The following is a 15,554-nucleotide window of genomic DNA, read 5'->3' as shown; positions in this document are numbered from 1 at the left end:
GTTGCGATCGTCGCTTGCGCCACTTACCCACCCAGCGTCACCCACCGATTACGCACCCACCGCTTCCCACTTCCACTTCCCACTTCCGCGCGCCGCACGACCCAACGGGGGAACTGTCATGTCCGCATCCATAGCCGGTCTGAGGCGCGCAGCCGTGGAGAGCGTCTCCGGCCTCCCCCGGCAGTTCTGGTGGCTGTGGACCAGCACCTTGATCAACCGGCTCGGGGCGTTCGTCGCGACGTTTCTGGCTCTCTATCTGACTGTCGAGCGGGGCTACTCGGCCTCGTACGCGGGCCTGGTCGGCGCGCTCTACGGCCTCGGCGGTGTGATCTCCTCCATCGGCGCCGGGGTACTGACCGACCGGCTCGGCCGCCGGCCCACCATGCTGATCGCACAGCTGTCAACGGCAGCGTCCGTAGCGCTGCTCGGTTTCATGGAGCACCCGGTCGCCATCGCGGCCGTGGCGGGTGTGGTCGGTATGGCGACCAACGCCTCCCGCCCCGCCGTACAGGCGATGATGGCGGACATCGTCGCCCCCGAGGACCGCGTCCGCGCCTTCTCCCTCAACTACTGGGCGATCAACCTCGGCTTCGCCATCTCCTCCACCGCCGCCGGGCTCATCGCCCAACACGGCTATCTGGCCCTCTTCCTGGGCGAGTCCACGCTCGTACTGGCCTGCGCCCTGGTCGTCTTCTTCAAGCTCCCCGAATCGCGCCCCGCCGCGAGCACCCCGGCCGGCCCGGAGGACGCCGACGACGGTTCCGGCTCGGCCCCCGCCGCCGTCTCCATGCTGACCGTCCTGCGCGACGGCCGCTTCATGACCGTCGTCGGCCTCAACCTGCTGCTCGCCCTGCTCTTCCAGCAGGCGTACGTCTCCATGCCGGTGTCGATGGGTCAGGACGGCTTCTCCAGCGTGGACTTCGGCATGGTGGTCGCGGTCAACGGCGTGCTCGTCGTCCTGCTACAGATCCCCGTCACGCGCTTCATCGAACACCGCAGCCCGGCGATGCTCCTCGTCGGCTCGGCGCTGCTCGCCGGCTACGGCTTCGGGCTGACCGCGCTGGCGGGCTCGGTCGCCATGTACGCGGTTGCGGTCGCCGTCTGGACCCTCGGCGAGATCATCAACTCCCCCACACAGATGGGCCTGGTGGTCCGCCTGTCCCCTCTGCACGGACGCGGCCGCTACCAGGGCATGTACGCCCTGTCCTGGTCCATCGCCTCCCTGACGGCCCCTCTGCTCGGCGGCACGGTGATCGACCACTACGGCGCCGATGCGCTGTGGGCCGGCTGCGCGGCCATCGGCACGGTGGCCGCCGTGGGCTACGGGCTGCTGCTACGGAGCCTGCCGGGGCGGACGGCGGCGGTCGCGGCGTCGTCCCAAGGCGCGGACGCGGAGTCTTCGCAGAGCGCGGACGCGGAATCGTCCCAGGGCGCGGACGCGGAATCGTCGCAGGGCGCGGACGCGGGAACGTCCTCGCCTTCGGTCTCCCCTTCGGCCTCCCCGTCGTCTTCCCCCTCGGCCTCGGTGTAGAGCCCCGAAAACCCGTCGAGCCCTGCCCCCGTCACGGCTACGCTCCCCCCATGCCCCATGGGAAAACGTCGTACGTCTGCCTGCCCTGCCGGGCCTCGTACAAGCAGCCGTACGCCGGTGACCACGAACGACGCTGCCCGCGCTGCGCGAAGCCGCTGATCCATGTCGGTTCGGCCTTCGCACCGCCGCGTCGCCGCGACACCGCCGGCTGGCGAGTGCTCTCCGTACTGCTGAACGCGGGCATCCGCTTCCACAAGAGCTGCTGCGGCGGCCCCGGCTACCGCCCCCGGACCCTCGGCGAGGTCCGCGAGCGGATGGCGTACGCCAAGGCCACCGGCGAGCCGTTCGCCCGCGCGCTGATCCGGTACGAGGTGCCATAGGCCGTCCGTGTCCGGCGACCCTTCCCCTGCCTCGGCGAACGGCCTTACAGCACACGGTCGGCGCGGGGAAGGGAGCGGACGGCGTAGGCGATGCCCCAGCACAGCGGCAGGGCCAGGACGGCGACGAGTGCGAACTTGGCGGCCGCCGGGGCGTGCAGCCAACGGAAGGCGAAGCCGAGCCCGACGAGCACGGGCGCATGGATGAGGTAGACGGCGAAGGCGTGGCGGGAGAGGAACGCCGCGGTGCGTCCCTGGCGGTTGAGGCGTTCGCGGAAGAGGACGGTCAGGCCGAGAACGACACCGACGGCGAACGTCGACTCCCACGCGGCCGAGACCAGCGACTGCCAGGTGCCGTGCCCGCTGAGCGTGTCTTCCTTAGCGGTCATGACGACGGGGAGGTACGCGAGCGTCGCGACGAGGGCGACGGCCCAGCCCACGCGGCCCGCGACGCGGGAAAGGGTCTGCGGCCAGCCATGGCGGTAGGCGAACACGCCGAGGACGAAGAAACTCGCGTACTGCGGCAGGAAGCTGGGGGTGGGCAGGCCGAGGAAGGGGAGGTAACTGCCGCCCGGTACCAGGAAGCGCCACAGGTACGTGGCGAGGGCAAGGCCGAGGGTGAAGACGATGACGGCGAGCGGCCGCAGGGGCCGCTGGGCCCGCACCGCCGCGCGGCCGGTCTCTCCGGCGGAGGCGAGGAGGCGCCGTGCACCACGGCGGCGAACGAGGGCGTAGAGCACAGCGAACACGAGGAGCACCTCGACGAACCACATCGGGCCCGCGTCCCAACTCGCCACGTAGTAAATCCAATAGGGAAGCGATTCGCCGCGCTCGGCGAAGGTGGCCCGCAGGTCGGCGTACCCGCTGAAGTTCGTCAGCGGGCGTATCAGCAAGAGGAAGGCGAGCAGAGGAATGCCGAGGCGCTTGAGGCGGTCCCGGAAGAACGGCCGCGCACCCTTGCGGTCGTAGGAGGCCGGCGTGAAGTACCCGGCGATCATGAAGAAGAAGCCCATGAAGAACGCCTGGTTGAACATGACGAAGGCATCCAGGAGCAGCCCGGAGCCGTCCTCGGCGGGCTCGGTGTAGTACCAGACGGGAATGTTGCCGTAGGTGACGGCGGTGTGGTGCAGCACCACGAGCGCCGTCAGCGCGATACGCAGATTGTCGACATAGAGCAGCCTCGCGCGCTTCGGCCTCGCAGCGGTCGCCTCGGACGCGGCCTTCACGGCCGTGCGTTCCAGGTCGCCTGTCATGGAAAGTTCCCCCGTTGAGTGCAGTTCAGTGTTGGGCGGCCCTGCTGTCCGCGCGCGTGGCGTGCTCGAAGATGCCGGCGAGTTCACTGGCGTAAGCCGCCAGGTCGTGCTCGGGATGGACGCTCCAGTACGCGAACATGCTGTCGATCCCGGCCTGGAGGCTGACGGCCATCACGCGGACGTCGAACGCGCGGAACTCGCCGCTTTGCTGGCCCTTCAGGAAGACCTGCTCCAGTGCGGAGTAGAGCGGCTCGCTCGACGCGATGCCATAGCGCGGGGCTCCGTCAGCGGTACGGAAGTGGCTGAAGATCTCGCCGAGCGCGGTGAGCTGGGTCCGGTGGGTGTGCATGTACTCGGCGACCGATTCGACATAGCCGCGTAGCCACACGGTTGCCCCGGCCTGATCCTCCAGCCGGGCCGCGACAAATGCGCCGATCTCCCCATAGACCTGCTCGACGAGCCGCTCGATCAACTCGTTCTTACCTGCGAAGTGATACGAGATCACGCCCTTGCTGATCCCCGCCCGTTCAGCGATCTGCGCCAGCGAAGCCTTCGCGAACCCCCGTACCGCGATGGTGTCGACGGCGGCGTCGATGATCTGGGCGCGGCGCGCCTTCTCGATGAACGAGCGTTCCGGCTCCTGCGACTCCCGTTCACCCTTCCCGGCGCCGGACTGGCCGCTCGGATCATTTTTTGACCGCATGGCCAAAATATTAGCCCCTTGGCCAGTCGCCGTCCAGGGGACCCCGGGCCCGGGTGGCGTCAGCGGCGTAGCGCCCGCTGGGCCTCGTGGAGGTTGCGTGGGGTGAGGGATTCCGGCCGGCCGTAGGACTCGAGGCGGGTGTGGAGCGGACCCGTGAAGTCGGGCTTGTCCGTCTGGCCGAACTCGGAGACTTCGCTGATGGCGACGGTTGCGCTGTACGGGGCGATCTCGTCGAGCTTGATGCAGCCGGCGCGATGGTTGGTCACGGTGATGTTCCAGTGGGTGAAGCGGGCGCCGTAGAGGGGGCCGGCGCTGGCGTCGCCGCCGTGCGCACCGTCGTTGGTGACCGTGATGTCGGTGCGTACGTTGGCGAAAGGCAGCCCGCGGTGGGTGTCGAAGGTGCCCATCGCCATATGACCGCGGGACCAGACGTTGTAGCTGGACAGGCCCTCGACGTTGATGCCGTGGAGCTGGGTGCCCGCGGGTGCCGGGACCGTGCGTCGGTCGATGGTGAAGTCCTCGACGAGGTTGTCGTGGGAGCCCTCACGGCAGGCGTAGGGGTGGTGGCTGCCGCGGCCGGAAACGCGGGTGCGGCGCAGGGTGCAGGCCTTGGCGGCGACGAGCAGGAAGCCGTTGTCGACATGGCGTACGTGGACGTCGTCGACCCAGCAGTCCCAGGCGCATTGCAGGGCGACGCCGTTGTAGCCCTTGTCCAGAAGGTGCGGGGATTGCGGGGTCTCGGCCATCTCCAGGGTGAGGGACTCCACGCCGGATTCCGCCAAGGGGGCGATGTGGGTGGTGAGTTGGGGGTTCCAGGAGGGGCGGGTGTCCAGGGGGAGCGGGCGGTCGAGGGTGATGCGGTGGCGGCGCGGGTCGACGGCCGTGATGCGGCAGGGCCATTCGTAGGGGACGTAGGAGGTCAGCTTGGTCTTGTCGGACCAGGTGTAGGCCGATGCGCCGGGGAGGTCGCCGGCCATGTGCTGGAGGAGGGTGTGGTCGGCGTCGTCGGCCAGTTGGAGCAGGACCCGGTCGCCGGGGCGGAGGTGGCGGGTGTCCTGGACGGTGACGGTGCGGTCGCCCTGGCGGGCCACGGCCGTGAGGGGGGTCAGGGTGCGCCATTCGTCGCGACGGTTGCCGGTCCAGCCCTCGAAGGGCCAGGCCTTGGCCTTGATCGCGTCGGTCAGGGATTCCCAACGGGCGTTCGGGCAAAGCCAGATGAGGCCGCCGGCCCAGGACCAGCTGGACTTGTCGCCGCCGTAACGGCTGCCGTAGGGGCCGATGAGGTCGGTGAGGCTGCGGGTGGCGTGCAGGGTGGTGCGTCCGCTGCCCGCGCCGCGCAGGACGACGTTGTTGTGGCCGATGCGGATGATGTCGTCGATGCGGTAGGTGCCGGGTGGGACGAATACGGTGCCGCCGCCGCGGCGGCCCGCGTCCTGGAGGGCGCGGTTGATCGCGGGGGCGGCGTCGGCGGAGCCGTCCGGCAGGGCGCCGTAGTCCTTGACGATGTCGGCGACGACGCGGGGGCGGGGGAAAGCGGTGACGCCACCGCGGTAGCCCGCCCGGCCGATGTAGGGGATGTGGGGATGGGCGTGCGGGTTTCGTTTGAACTCGGCCCAGAGGGAGGGGGGTTGGGGGTGGGGCGGGGTGGCCGCCGTGACTGCGTCAGCCACGGTGGCCGCGGTGGCCACGGTGGCCGTGCCTGCCGGGAGGGCGGCGGCGGCCGCTGCGCCGATCGCGCCGCGAAGGAGCCGCCTTCTGTTGAATTCCGTGACCTCCGCACTCTCCGCACTTCCCGTGCTTCCCGCACCCTCCGTGCCGTGCGTCGATTTCGCGCGTTCCATGAGCCCGCCTTTCATGGATATGAACAATGTTCACATGGGAGACGACGTGAGGATGCCATGCCGGCCGGGTCCGGGGAAGGGGGTGCGCACAGGCGGGCCGTACGTGGTCGTGGTGGCCACACCCCCAAGACGGGTGGCTGCACGGTCGATCCGGGCCGTCGGTTCCGGGAGTCTGATGACGGCGCCGGCGGGCAACGTCCGGCCGGTGCCGCGTAGGGATCGGTCGAGCCGACGGGGAGATGTGATGACCGACGACGGTGTGCAACGACACGGGAGACGGCGGGCCGCGGTGATCGGGGGATTCGCGGCCGCGGGGGCGCTGGTGGTTGCGGGGGCACTCGTCTCGGGGCCGACCGAGGGACGGGGGGCGGTGGCCGGGTCGGGGGAACCGGCCGCCGCACCCGTACGGGCGTCGGGCGCCCCCACGCGCGCCGCGCCCATGACGCTGCCCGCGCCCACCGGGAGGCACCAAGTCGGCACGGTCTCGCTGCACTTGGTCGACCGGCAGCGCCGCGACCCCTGGGTCGGCGGGCAGACGCACCGGGAGCTGATGGTGAGCGTCCGGTACCCGGCGCGGGCGGACGCGGGGCGGTATCCGCGCGCGCCCCAGATGACGGCGCGCGAGGCGGCCGGGTTCGACGCGCTGAACAACTTCTCGGAGCAGGTGCCACGGGGGAAGGTGGATTGGGCGGCCACGCGTACGTATGCGCACAAGGGGGCGCCGGTGGCGGCGCGGGATGCCGGGCGGCGGCTGCCGGTGGTGCTCTACTCCCCCGGTGCGGGCGATCCGCGGTCCCTCGGCAGCACGCTCTGCGACGATCTGGCGTCCCGCGGCTATGTGGTGGTGAGCATCGACCACACCTACGAGGCGCCCGCGGTGGAGTTCCCCGGCGGGCGGGTGGCGCGCAGTGTGATGCAGGCGGAGATGGCGAAGGCCGGGAAGGCCGGGCGGATCACGGAGTTGATGAAGAAGGTCAGCGACGTGCGGGTGGCCGACACCCGGTTCGTACTGGACGAGCTGGCGAAGCCGGGCGCGGCATCCGCGCTGCCGGCCCGGCTTCGGGGGGCGCTGGATCTGGACGCGGTCGGGATGTTCGGGCAGTCGGCCGGGGGGTTCACGGCGGCGCAGACGATGCATGACGACCGGCGGATCAAGGCCGCGGTGAACATGGACGGCGTCATGGGCTACACCCAGCGCGACGACGATCCGTCGAACCCGTCGACGGTCGGGCTCGACGGCGTCGACCGGCCGTTGTTGCTGATGGGGATGGAGGGGGACAACCATCACACGGTCGCTTCGTGGGGCGCGGTGTGGCGGCACAGTACGGGTGCCTGGCTGCGGGATCTGACGCTGAGCGGCAGCCGGCATGCCAGCTATACGGACGCGGAGGCACTGATTCCGCAGATCGCCCGGCAATTGGACCTGCCCCGGGAGACGGTGACGAAGGTGATCGGCACGGTCGCCCCTGAGCGCGCTGCCGAGGCCCAGCGCGCGTATGTGTCGGCGTTCTTCGACCGGTGGCTACGAGGGCGGGACAGCGGGCTGCTGAACGGGCCGTCGGACCGGTATCCGGAGGTGCGGTTCGTGCGGTAGACGGGGCCGCGGCCCGGTCGCGCGCAGGACCGTGTGGGCGGCTACGCCCCGGTCGCGCTCCCCCGCGTCAGATGCGTGAACGCCTCCAGGTTGCGGGTGGACTCGCCGCGGGAGACGCGCCAGGCGTACTCCTTGCGGATGGCGGTGGCGAAGCCCATTTCCAGGAGGGTGTTGAAGCTGCCGTCGGCGTTTTCGAGGACCGTGCCGAGGATCCGGTCGAGTTCGTCGGGGGTGACGGCGGCGAGCGGGAGTTTGCCCACGAGGTAGATGTCGCCGAGCTTGTCGATCGCGTAACTGACGCCGTAGAGGCGGGTGTTGCGTTCGAGGAGCCAGCGGTGCACCGCCTCGTGGTTCTCGTCGGGGTGGCGGACGACGAAGGCGTTGATGGAGAGGGAGTGCTTGCCGACGATCAGGGAGCAGGTCGTGGAGAGCTTGCGGGTGCCGGGGAGCTTGATGACGTAACTGCCGTCGGAGGGGGATTCCCATTCGAGGCCGGCGTCGGTCAGGGTCCGCTCGATCACATCGCTCGGGCCCACGCCCGCCTCGGCCGTCCGGTTGTCCACCGCACCGCTCGCCTCTCGCTCATCACCCATGGAGGGATCGTAGGTGACGGCGGCGTTCCTGCATGGCGGCGGTGTACACCTCGCCGGTCGCCGCGGCGGCGGTGTCCCAGCCGAAGGACTGGGCGTGCCGGGCGGCGTCGGTGCCCATACGGGCGGGCAGGGACGGGTCCACGACGAAGCGGCGCAGGGCGCGGGCGTAGTCGGCGGGGTCGTGGCCGGCGACGAGGAAGCCGCTGACACCGTCGCGTACGGCCACCGGCAGGCCGCCGACCGCGGCCGCGACGACCGGGGTGCCGCAGGCCTGCGCCTCGATGGCGACCAGCCCGAAAGACTCGCTGTACGAGGGCATGACCAGCACGGATGCCGCGCGGTACCAGTCGGCGAGCTGTTCCTGGCCGACCGGCGGGCGGAACTGCACCAGGTCCGCGATGCCGAGCCGGGCGGCCAGCTTCTGCAGGCCCTCGGGCTTGGCCAGGCCGCTGCCGCTGGGCCCGCCCACCACGGGCACGACCAGCCGGGAGCGCAGCGAGGGGTCCTCGGCCAGCAGGGCGGCGGCCGCGCGCAGGAGGATGTCGGGGGCCTTGAGCGGCTGTATTCGGCCAGCGAAGAGCGGGATGACCGCGTCCTGCGGCAGGCCGAGACGGGCGCGGGCGGCCGCCCGGCTCTCGGCGACACCACCGCCGGTCGGCCGGAAGCGGTCGAGATTGACGCCGGGGTGGACGACGGCGACCTTGCCGGGGTCGGCCTCGTAGTGCCGTACGAGTTCGTCGGCCTCCTCGGCGGTGTTGGCTATCAGGCGGTCCGCGGCGCGCACGATCTGGGTCTCGCCGATCACGCGGGCGGCCGGCTCGGGGGTGTCGCCGACGGCCAGCGCGGCGTTCTTGACCTTGGCCATGGTGTGCATGGCGTGCACCAGGGGGACACCCCAGCGCTCGGCGGCCAGCCAGCCGACGTGCCCGGACAGCCAGTAGTGGGAGTGCACGAGGTCGTAGTAGCCGGGGCGGTGGCCGGCCCAGGCCTGCATCACGCCGTGGGTGAAGGCGCACAGCTGGGCGGGCAGCTCCTCCTTGGCCAGGCCCTCGTACGGGCCGGCGTCCACATGCCGTACGAGAACGCCGGGGGCGAGCTCGACGGCGGGCGGGAGGGTGCCCGTGGTGGCGCGGGTGAAGATCTCCACCTCGATGTTGATCGAGGCGAGCTTCTTGGCCAGCTCGACGATGTAGACGTTCATACCGCCGGCGTCGCCCGTACCGGGCTGGTGCAGCGGGGAGGTGTGCACGCTGAGCATGGCGACGCGGCGGGGGCGGCGGAGGCTGCCGGGCAGGCGCAGCCGGGCCTGTCCCGGGAACTGGCCATGGGGACGGCTGCGGAGCCGGGACACGTATTGGCTCACGTCGAGCTACCTCCTAGGCGGGGCGGGCGGCAGGCCTCCGACCCCCTGCAACAACAGACCCCGGCCATCCATTTCCGCCCGGACCGCTCTCTTCGCACTTTGCCAAAGCGTGACCAAGCGCGAAGGCCGGCCCCGCCACCCCATACCCTCGAAGCCATGGCCCGCCGCTCCGCCCCCTCCTCCACGTTCTCCACCGCCGCCCCGGCACCCGCGCCCTCCCGACCCGTCGGAAACGCCACCCGCGGGACCACCAACCCCAACCGGCTGCGCCGTATGGACCGCTGGATAGCGGCGGAACACGGCGCCGAGCTGCGCCGCGCCGCCGACCCCGTGGCGGTCGACCTCGGCTACGGCGCCGCGCCCTGGACCGCGGTGGAGCTGCTGGGCCGGCTGCGTACGGTCCGGACGGACGCCCGGGTCGTCGGCATCGAGATCGATCCGGCGCGGGTCGAGGCCGCCCGCCCGTACGAGCGGCCGGGGCTGGACTTCCTCCACGGCGGCTTCGAGGTGCCGCTGCCGGGCCAACGGGGGCGCGCGCCGGTCCTCATCCGGGCCGCGAATGTGCTGCGCCAGTACGACGAGGACGAGGTGGCCGCCGTGTGGGGGCGGCTGTGCGCGCGGCTGGCACCGGGCGGGCTGCTGGTCGAGGGCACCTGTGACGAGATCGGGCGGCGGCACGTCTGGGTGGCGCTGGGCCCCGAGGGGCCGCGCACGGTCACCTTCGCGACCCGGCTCGGCTCCCTGGACACCCCGTCCGACCTGGCCGAACGCCTCCCGAAGGCGCTGATCCACCGCAATGTGCCGGGCGAGCCGGTGCATGCCTTCCTGCGCGACTTCGACCGCGCCTGGGCGGCGGCCGCCCCGCTGGGCGCCCTGGGTGCGCGTCAGCGCTGGCGCGCCGCCGTACAGGCCCTGGCGACGGACTGGCCACTGACCGGCGACCCGCGGCGGCGCCGCCAGGGCGAGGTCACGGTGCGCTGGGACGCCCTGACGCCCCGCGGATAGTCGTCGATCGCGCAGACCCCGACCACGCGCCCGAACGGGTGACCACATGGGTTCGGCGAACACATGACTCGGCGGCCGCGTACCGCAACGAGCCAGCACTAAACCACATTTATTCCCTGAAAGAGTGAAATATTAGCAAATTCTCTCAACGTGGGGCCGCACGCGCCGAAGGGAAATACAGGAAGCGGCAGTGAGTCGCTTGGATCGATCGGGAGATTTTTATGTCACGGATCACACGGGTGACTGCTCTGGCCGCTCTCGCGGCAAGTACCGCCCTGGGTGGCATGTCGGCAGCGTTCGCAGACAGTGGCGCGGCCGGCGGCGCGGCCAATTCGCCGGGAGTGGTGTCGGGCAATGCGATTCAGATCCCGGTCGCCATTCCGATCAACGTGTGCGGCAACACCATTAATGTCGTGGGCCTGCTGAACCCGGCCTTCGGCAACACCTGCATCAACGGTTCCATCGTGCGCCGGGTGGTTGTCCGCCACCACGTCGTCAAGCACCACCACCACCACGTCAAGAAGGAGCACCCCAAGAAGAAGCACCACGTCAAGAAGCACCACGCCAAGAAGCACCACCACCACCGGCCGGCCGGTGGCGTGCACACCGGCGGCGGGGGCTTGGTCGACGCCGGTCGCTAGGCCGCCCCGGCCGAAGCCACCTGGGCCGGCCGCGCAGCCGCGGCCGGCCCGCCGGCCCTCGCCAGCTCCCGGAGCCGCCGTTCCGTCTCCGATCCGCGCGGGGCCGTGTACGTCACCAGGGCCTGGTCCGGGTCGGTGCTCAGCCGGAAGCTCTCGAAGGTGACCTGGAGCTCGCCGACGTGCGGATGCAGGATGCGCTTGGTGCCGCGCAGGCACTCGTGCACCGACTGCGTCTCCCAGATCCGCCGGAAGTCCGTGCTGCGGACGAGGAGTTCATTGACCACCTCGCAGATCCGCGGGTCGTCGGGGTGCCGGCCGCTGTCGGCGCGCAGATTGCCGACCACCTCCACGGCCTTCGCCTCCCAGTCGGGGTGCAGGGCCCGCGCCACCGGGTCGAGGAAGACCAGCAGTGCGGTGTTCCGGCGGTCCGGTGCGAGCGCCTCCAGGTCGAAGGCGACCCGGCCGCCGAGCGTGTTCCAGGCCAGGATGTCCAGGCCGCGGCCGATGACGAGGGCCGGGACGGTGCTCTCCATGGCATCCAGCAGCTGCTGGATCTCGGGCCGAACCGTCTGCCCGGTGCCGGGTACGCCGCAGCAGTCCGCCGCGACCCGGCGCCGGGGTACGGCGATATTGCGCAGATAGGTCACCTCGCCGTCGGACAGCCGCAGCGCCCGCGCGATCGCGTCCAGGACGGAGTCGGAGATGGCGGGCGCACGGCCCTGTTCGATCCGGGTGTAGTAGTCGACGCTGATGCCGGCGAGCTGGGCGACCTCCTCGCGCCGCAGCCCGCGCACCCGGCGGCGGTTGACCCCGCCGGGCAGGCCGAGGTCGGCCGGGTCGAGGGCGGCGCGACGCGCCTTGAGGAACGAGCTGATCTCGATTTCCGCGTGCAGCATCAGCCCAGTATGCGACGCACGGCCGGTTGGGTGGTTCCGCCGGACCCAGGCTGTGACGGGCCTGGTGCCCTCCGCGTACGGACAGCACGGTGGTGCTCCTTGAGAATTCGCCTTCCCATAAGGAGCAGCCCATGCAGCGCAGAATCCTCGGCGGTACCGGCATCTCGGTCAGCGAGTACGCGCTGGGCGCGATGATGCTCGGCGCCTGGGGCAACACCGATCACGACGACTGTGTACGGATCGTGCACCGTGCGCTGGACGCCGGTATCAACTTCGTCGACACCGCGGACATCTACGCCGCGGGCGAGTCCGAGGAGATCGTCGGCAAGGCGCTCAGGGGGCGCCGCGAGGACGTCGTCCTGGCCACGAAGTTCTTCAACTCGATGGGTCCGGACGCCAACCACGGCGGGAATTCCCGGCGTTGGATCATGCGCGCGGTGGAGGACAGCCTGCGCCGGCTGGACACCGACTACATCGACCTCTACCAGGTGCACCGCCCCGACCCGGCCACCGACATCGACGAGACGCTCTCCGCGCTCTCCGACCTCGTACGGTCCGGCAAGGTGCGGGCGATCGGCTCCTCGACCTTCCCCGCGGAGCAGATCGTCGAGGCACAGTGGACCGCCGAGCGCCGCGGCCATCTCCGCTTCCGCACCGAGCAGCCGCCGTACTCGATGCTGGCGCGGGGCGTGGAGAACGCGGTGCTGCCGACCACGCAGCGCTACGGCATGGGCGTGCTGACCTGGGGTCCGCTCAGCGCGGGTTGGCTGTCCGGGCGGGATCTGTCGGCCAGTTCGCGGGCCGGTCTGGAGACCTTGAAGTTCGACCTCTCGATCCCGGAGAACGCCCGCAAGGCGGAGGCGGTCGGCGCACTGTCCAAGGTCGCGGCCGAGGCCGGTCTGTCACTGCCGCATCTGGCGACCGGGTTCGTACGGTCCCACCCGGCGGTGACGTCCGTGATCATCGGTCCGCGCACCCTCGACCAGCTCGACAGCATGCTGGAGGGCTCCGAGGTGAAGCTCGACGCCGACGTCCTGGACCGCATCGACGCGATCGTGCCGCCGGGCACCGACCTCAACCGGGCGGACAACTACTACGTACCGCCGGCCGTGGCCGACCCGGCGCTGCGCCGCCGCTGAACCACGAGGGCCGGCCTCAGGCCAGGTGCAGCGCGGCGAGCAGCGCGTCGACCAGGGGCCGGTCCCGCTCCTGCGTGTCGGCGGCAAGGCCGATCAGCGGTTGGCGCCCTCCGGCCACAGCACCCGCACCGTGACACCGTTCCGCTCGGCGTACGCCACCACGTCCGCCGTGCCGCCATACCCACGCGCCGGATTCCCGTCCCCCACCGCGACCAGCTCGTCGACCGGACCCACGCCCACGAGAATCTCGCTGTCGGCCATGTGCGCCGCGGAGTCCGAGGCCGTCAGGGTGTGTCCGACAGGCGCGTAACGGGCGACGCTCAGGGCGCGTGTGTCTTCGCGTAGTGGCGGGAGGCCTTGGCGCGGTTGCCGCAGGCCGACATCGAGCACCAGCGGCGGGTGCCGTTTCGCGAGGTGTCGAAGAAGTGCAGGATGCACGCCTCGTGCGCGCAGCTGCGGATCCGGTCGGGGGCCGCGCGCAGGAGGTCCAGGTAGTCGCGTGCCGCGGTCCAGGCCGCGCCCCAGGTGGGATCCCCGAACTCGATCTCCTCGCCGGGGCCCTCGGCGGTCAGGGTGGCACGGATCCGGCCGTGGTCGAGCAGGGCGTTGACGCGCTCGATGCCGGCCGTGTCGCCGGGGCTGTCGATGGCGGAGAGGAGGGCCTCGCGGGCGAGCAGCAGGTGCTCCAGTGCTGCCGTGTCGGCGGGGAAGCGGCGGTCGAGACCGTTGCTCTCAAGCCAGATGCGCAGCCCTTCGGGACCGGTGAGCAGGTCCTGCCGTACGCCGTCCTGCATCCAGCGGGTGTTCAGCAGGTCCAGCGAGACGGGCTCCCCGGTCAGGGGGCGGGGGTCGAGCGTGGGCATCCCTGGCTCCTTGTCCTGTCCGCTTCCCCTCCGGGCTAACCACTCAAGCGTACGTGATCGGTTGCCTTCTCAACTTCTAACCCTTAAAGTTAAATTTAGTAGTTAGGTCGAAGGGTGAGGCCACGCTGGTCTCCGCCCACGACTGGCGCCGCATCCCGCGCCCGCACAGCTCTCCCGCTTTCCGGAGGTTTACGCCATGACCGCCATCGTCCTCGTCCACGGCCTGTGGGCCGACGGCTCCGCCTGGAGCGAGACCCTCACCGAACTGCGCGCACTGGGCCATGAGCCGGTGGCCGTCCAACTCCCCCTGGAATCACTGGAAGGCGACGTCGCGGCCGTACGCCGGGTCCTCTCCACCGTCGATGGACCCGTGCTGCTGGTGGGCTGGTCCTACGGCGGCGCCGTCATCACCAACGCGGCCATCGGCCAGGACCACGTCAAGGCCCTGTCCTACATCGCCGCCTTCACCCCCGACCAGGGCGAATCGGTCAGGGACATCGCGCACCGCCGCCCGGGAAGCCTGCTCCCCGAGCACCTCAAGATCACCGACGACGGATACTCCTACATCGACCGGCCCGCCTACGGGAAGGTCGTGGCCGCCGACGCCCCCACCGAACGCACCGCGCTCGCCGCGGCCGTGCAGAAGTTCCCCCGCCTGGGCATCGACGCCGCCCCCTCCGGCACCCCGGCCTGGCGCGACGTGCCCTCCCACTACCTGATCGCCACGCAGGACCGCGCGCTGCCCGCCACCACCCAGCGCGAAATGGCCGACCACATAGGCGCACAGACCACCGAATGGGACACCGGCCACGGCCCCATGTACGCCCGCCCCAAGGACCTGGCCGCTTATCTGGACACCCTCACGAAGGGCCTGTGACACACCCTGCGCTGGAGACTGGCTCGCAGGATCTTCTCGACCAACTCAACGTTGTCGTAGCCGCGTACGGCTCCTCCAACATCGCCCGCACCCGCTGCTCCACCTCGGTGCTCGGCCCACGGTGGCCAGTGATCCCTACGCGCATCGTTGCTCCCTTACAGGTAGACGCGTGGAAGCGCTCGCCGAAGTCGCGTACCACCTTCGTCGGCGTCGCGGTCGTAAGGGAACGACGCACGGTGCACGCCCGCTCCACGATCCGGCCGGAACGGTACTGGAGCACGGTGTCCAGGGCACGGGGTACCACCTTCCCAACCACCTGCCGATGCCATGAACGGGTGGACGGGAAAGGCCTCTTCAGGTCGGTGTAACAGATGACGGAGCTTGCGTAGAGACGGCCCGCGCCCTGGGGCGCGGGCCGTGACGGCGGCAGGACCGGTCAGCGCAGGTAGGTCTGCTGCCACTCGATGACCGGCGACCCGTTCGGACGTCACGGCCGATGCGGGGGGTGAGCGCGTCCATGGCTGGCCGGTCCCGCCCGTAGGTGCCGGCCGGAGAGCCGATCAGCGGTTGGCGCCCTCCGGCCACAGCACCCGCACCGGGACACCGTTCCGCTCGGCGTACGCCACCACGTCCGCCGTGCCGCCATACCCACGCGCCGGATTCCCGTCCCACACCGCGACCAGCTCGTCGACCGGACCCACACCCACGAGAATCTCGCTGCCGGCCATGTGCGTCGCGGAGTCCGAGGCCGTCAGTCCGGTCTTGTGGACGTCGGCGGCCTGGCGCATCAACTCGTTGCAGAAAGGGCACGGTCCAGCAGCCAGCGGCGAAGGGAACAGCTACTGCCCTATAGCTCTGAGCCGGCAGGAGCGGCCTCA

The 15,554-nt window shown here is 70.7% G+C and carries 13 protein-coding genes and 3 pseudogenes; 7 read left to right on the top strand and 9 right to left on the bottom strand.

Going from position 1 to position 15,554, the window contains the following annotated elements; genetic code table 11:
• Positions 1 to 118: 118 nt before the first annotated feature.
• Both KI385_RS26705 and KI385_RS26700 read left to right on the top strand, forming a co-directional pair.
• On the top strand, positions 119 to 1,531 hold the full coding sequence (locus tag KI385_RS26705; protein WP_238574708.1) for an MDR family MFS transporter: 1,413 nt from the start codon (positions 119 to 121) through the stop codon (positions 1,529 to 1,531).
• Positions 1,532 to 1,581: 50 nt separating this feature from the next.
• On the top strand, positions 1,582 to 1,911 hold the full coding sequence (locus tag KI385_RS26700; protein ID WP_238574706.1) for a deoxyxylulose-5-phosphate synthase: 330 nt from the start codon (positions 1,582 to 1,584) through the stop codon (positions 1,909 to 1,911).
• A gap of 44 nt (positions 1,912 to 1,955) precedes the next feature.
• Here the strand turns inward: KI385_RS26700 and KI385_RS26695 are convergent, their stop codons facing one another.
• Genes KI385_RS26695 through KI385_RS26685 form a run of 3 tightly spaced genes read right to left on the bottom strand, consistent with a single transcriptional unit; the run spans position 1,956 to position 5,705 of the window.
• Positions 1,956 to 3,161 carry an acyltransferase family protein gene (locus KI385_RS26695; protein ID WP_238574705.1) on the bottom strand — a complete coding sequence of 402 codons (1,206 nt, stop codon included), beginning with the start codon at positions 3,159 to 3,161 and terminating at the stop codon, positions 1,956 to 1,958.
• A gap of 25 nt (positions 3,162 to 3,186) precedes the next feature.
• Complete coding sequence (locus KI385_RS26690; RefSeq protein WP_238574704.1) at positions 3,187 to 3,864, bottom strand: TetR/AcrR family transcriptional regulator; 678 nt, start codon at positions 3,862 to 3,864, stop codon at positions 3,187 to 3,189.
• A gap of 59 nt (positions 3,865 to 3,923) precedes the next feature.
• Positions 3,924 to 5,705 carry a glycoside hydrolase family 55 protein gene (locus KI385_RS26685; RefSeq protein ID WP_238574702.1) on the bottom strand — a complete coding sequence of 594 codons (1,782 nt, stop codon included), beginning with the start codon at positions 5,703 to 5,705 and terminating at the stop codon, positions 3,924 to 3,926.
• Between the two features lie 244 nt (positions 5,706 to 5,949).
• Here KI385_RS26685 and KI385_RS26680 point away from each other — a divergent pair, with 244 nt between their 5' ends.
• The gene (locus KI385_RS26680; protein WP_238574701.1) at positions 5,950 to 7,299 is read left to right on the top strand and encodes an alpha/beta hydrolase family protein; all 1,350 of its coding nucleotides are present in this window, start codon (positions 5,950 to 5,952) and stop codon (positions 7,297 to 7,299) included.
• A 41-nt stretch (positions 7,300 to 7,340) separates the two neighbouring features.
• Here the strand turns inward: KI385_RS26680 and KI385_RS26675 are convergent, their stop codons facing one another.
• A complete protein-coding gene (locus KI385_RS26675) occupies positions 7,341 to 7,892 on the bottom strand; it encodes a type III secretion system chaperone family protein (protein WP_238574700.1) in 552 nt (183 codons plus the stop codon).
• Positions 7,885 to 9,255, bottom strand: a complete 1,371-nt coding sequence (gene mshA / locus KI385_RS26670) for a D-inositol-3-phosphate glycosyltransferase (protein WP_238574699.1) — start codon at positions 9,253 to 9,255, stop codon at positions 7,885 to 7,887. The genes KI385_RS26675 and mshA overlap by 8 nt, the downstream gene beginning before the upstream one ends.
• 156 nt (positions 9,256 to 9,411) lie before the next feature.
• Here mshA and KI385_RS26665 point away from each other — a divergent pair, with 156 nt between their 5' ends.
• A complete protein-coding gene (locus KI385_RS26665) occupies positions 9,412 to 10,260 on the top strand; it encodes a class I SAM-dependent methyltransferase (protein ID WP_238574698.1) in 849 nt (282 codons plus the stop codon).
• A 221-nt stretch (positions 10,261 to 10,481) separates the two neighbouring features.
• A pseudogene (locus KI385_RS26660) lies at positions 10,482 to 10,715 on the top strand (chaplin); the annotation flags it as partial.
• Between the two features lie 182 nt (positions 10,716 to 10,897).
• Here the strand turns inward: KI385_RS26660 and KI385_RS26655 are convergent.
• Entirely contained in the window at positions 10,898 to 11,797 is a 900-nt protein-coding gene (locus tag KI385_RS26655; protein WP_238574697.1) for a helix-turn-helix transcriptional regulator, read from the bottom strand.
• A 131-nt stretch (positions 11,798 to 11,928) separates the two neighbouring features.
• Here KI385_RS26655 and KI385_RS26650 point away from each other — a divergent pair, with 131 nt between their 5' ends.
• Positions 11,929 to 12,936 carry an aldo/keto reductase gene (locus KI385_RS26650; RefSeq protein WP_238574696.1) on the top strand — a complete coding sequence of 336 codons (1,008 nt, stop codon included), beginning with the start codon at positions 11,929 to 11,931 and terminating at the stop codon, positions 12,934 to 12,936.
• A 93-nt stretch (positions 12,937 to 13,029) separates the two neighbouring features.
• On the opposite strand, the pseudogene KI385_RS26645 reads toward KI385_RS26650, so the two are convergent.
• A pseudogene (locus KI385_RS26645) lies at positions 13,030 to 13,230 on the bottom strand (hypothetical protein); the annotation flags it as partial.
• 26 nt (positions 13,231 to 13,256) lie between these two features.
• Positions 13,257 to 13,799 (bottom strand): CGNR zinc finger domain-containing protein, encoded by a 543-nt coding sequence (locus tag KI385_RS26640; protein WP_238574695.1) that lies wholly within the window; start codon positions 13,797 to 13,799, stop codon positions 13,257 to 13,259.
• Positions 13,800 to 13,995: 196 nt separating this feature from the next.
• Here KI385_RS26640 and KI385_RS26635 point away from each other — a divergent pair, with 196 nt between their 5' ends.
• Complete coding sequence (locus KI385_RS26635) at positions 13,996 to 14,676, top strand: alpha/beta hydrolase (RefSeq protein WP_238574694.1); 681 nt, start codon at positions 13,996 to 13,998, stop codon at positions 14,674 to 14,676.
• Positions 14,677 to 15,236: 560 nt separating this feature from the next.
• On the opposite strand, the pseudogene KI385_RS26630 reads toward KI385_RS26635, so the two are convergent.
• Positions 15,237 to 15,461: pseudogene (locus KI385_RS26630) on the bottom strand (hypothetical protein); the annotation flags it as partial.
• Between the last annotated feature and the right edge of the window lie 93 nt (positions 15,462 to 15,554).

The organism is Streptomyces inhibens (assembly GCF_022221585.1).
GTDB lineage: Bacteria > Actinomycetota > Actinomycetes > Streptomycetales > Streptomycetaceae > Streptomyces > Streptomyces inhibens.
The sequence above is the reverse complement of the archived record's forward strand: the minus strand, read 5'-3'. Positions and strand labels throughout refer to the sequence as shown.

Excerpts from the sequence above, each read along its gene's own strand:
- KI385_RS26685 (WP_238574702.1), bottom strand. The coding sequence starts at position 5,705 with ATGGAACGCGCGAAATCGACGCACGGCACGGAGGGTGCGGGAAGCACG.
- KI385_RS26675 (WP_238574700.1), bottom strand. The coding sequence starts at position 7,892 with ATGGGTGATGAGCGAGAGGCGAGCGGTGCGGTGGACAACCGGACGGCC.
- KI385_RS26640 (WP_238574695.1), bottom strand. The coding sequence starts at position 13,799 with ATGCCCACGCTCGACCCCCGCCCCCTGACCGGGGAGCCCGTCTCGCTG.
- KI385_RS26695 (WP_238574705.1), bottom strand. The coding sequence starts at position 3,161 with ATGACAGGCGACCTGGAACGCACGGCCGTGAAGGCCGCGTCCGAGGCG.
- KI385_RS26680 (WP_238574701.1), top strand. The coding sequence starts at position 5,950 with ATGACCGACGACGGTGTGCAACGACACGGGAGACGGCGGGCCGCGGTG.
- KI385_RS26635 (WP_238574694.1), top strand. The coding sequence starts at position 13,996 with ATGACCGCCATCGTCCTCGTCCACGGCCTGTGGGCCGACGGCTCCGCC.
- KI385_RS26650 (WP_238574696.1), top strand. The coding sequence starts at position 11,929 with ATGCAGCGCAGAATCCTCGGCGGTACCGGCATCTCGGTCAGCGAGTAC.
- KI385_RS26655 (WP_238574697.1), bottom strand. The coding sequence starts at position 11,797 with ATGCTGCACGCGGAAATCGAGATCAGCTCGTTCCTCAAGGCGCGTCGC.
- KI385_RS26665 (WP_238574698.1), top strand. The coding sequence starts at position 9,412 with ATGGCCCGCCGCTCCGCCCCCTCCTCCACGTTCTCCACCGCCGCCCCG.
- KI385_RS26700 (WP_238574706.1), top strand. The coding sequence starts at position 1,582 with ATGCCCCATGGGAAAACGTCGTACGTCTGCCTGCCCTGCCGGGCCTCG.
- KI385_RS26690 (WP_238574704.1), bottom strand. The coding sequence starts at position 3,864 with ATGCGGTCAAAAAATGATCCGAGCGGCCAGTCCGGCGCCGGGAAGGGT.
- KI385_RS26705 (WP_238574708.1), top strand. The coding sequence starts at position 119 with ATGTCCGCATCCATAGCCGGTCTGAGGCGCGCAGCCGTGGAGAGCGTC.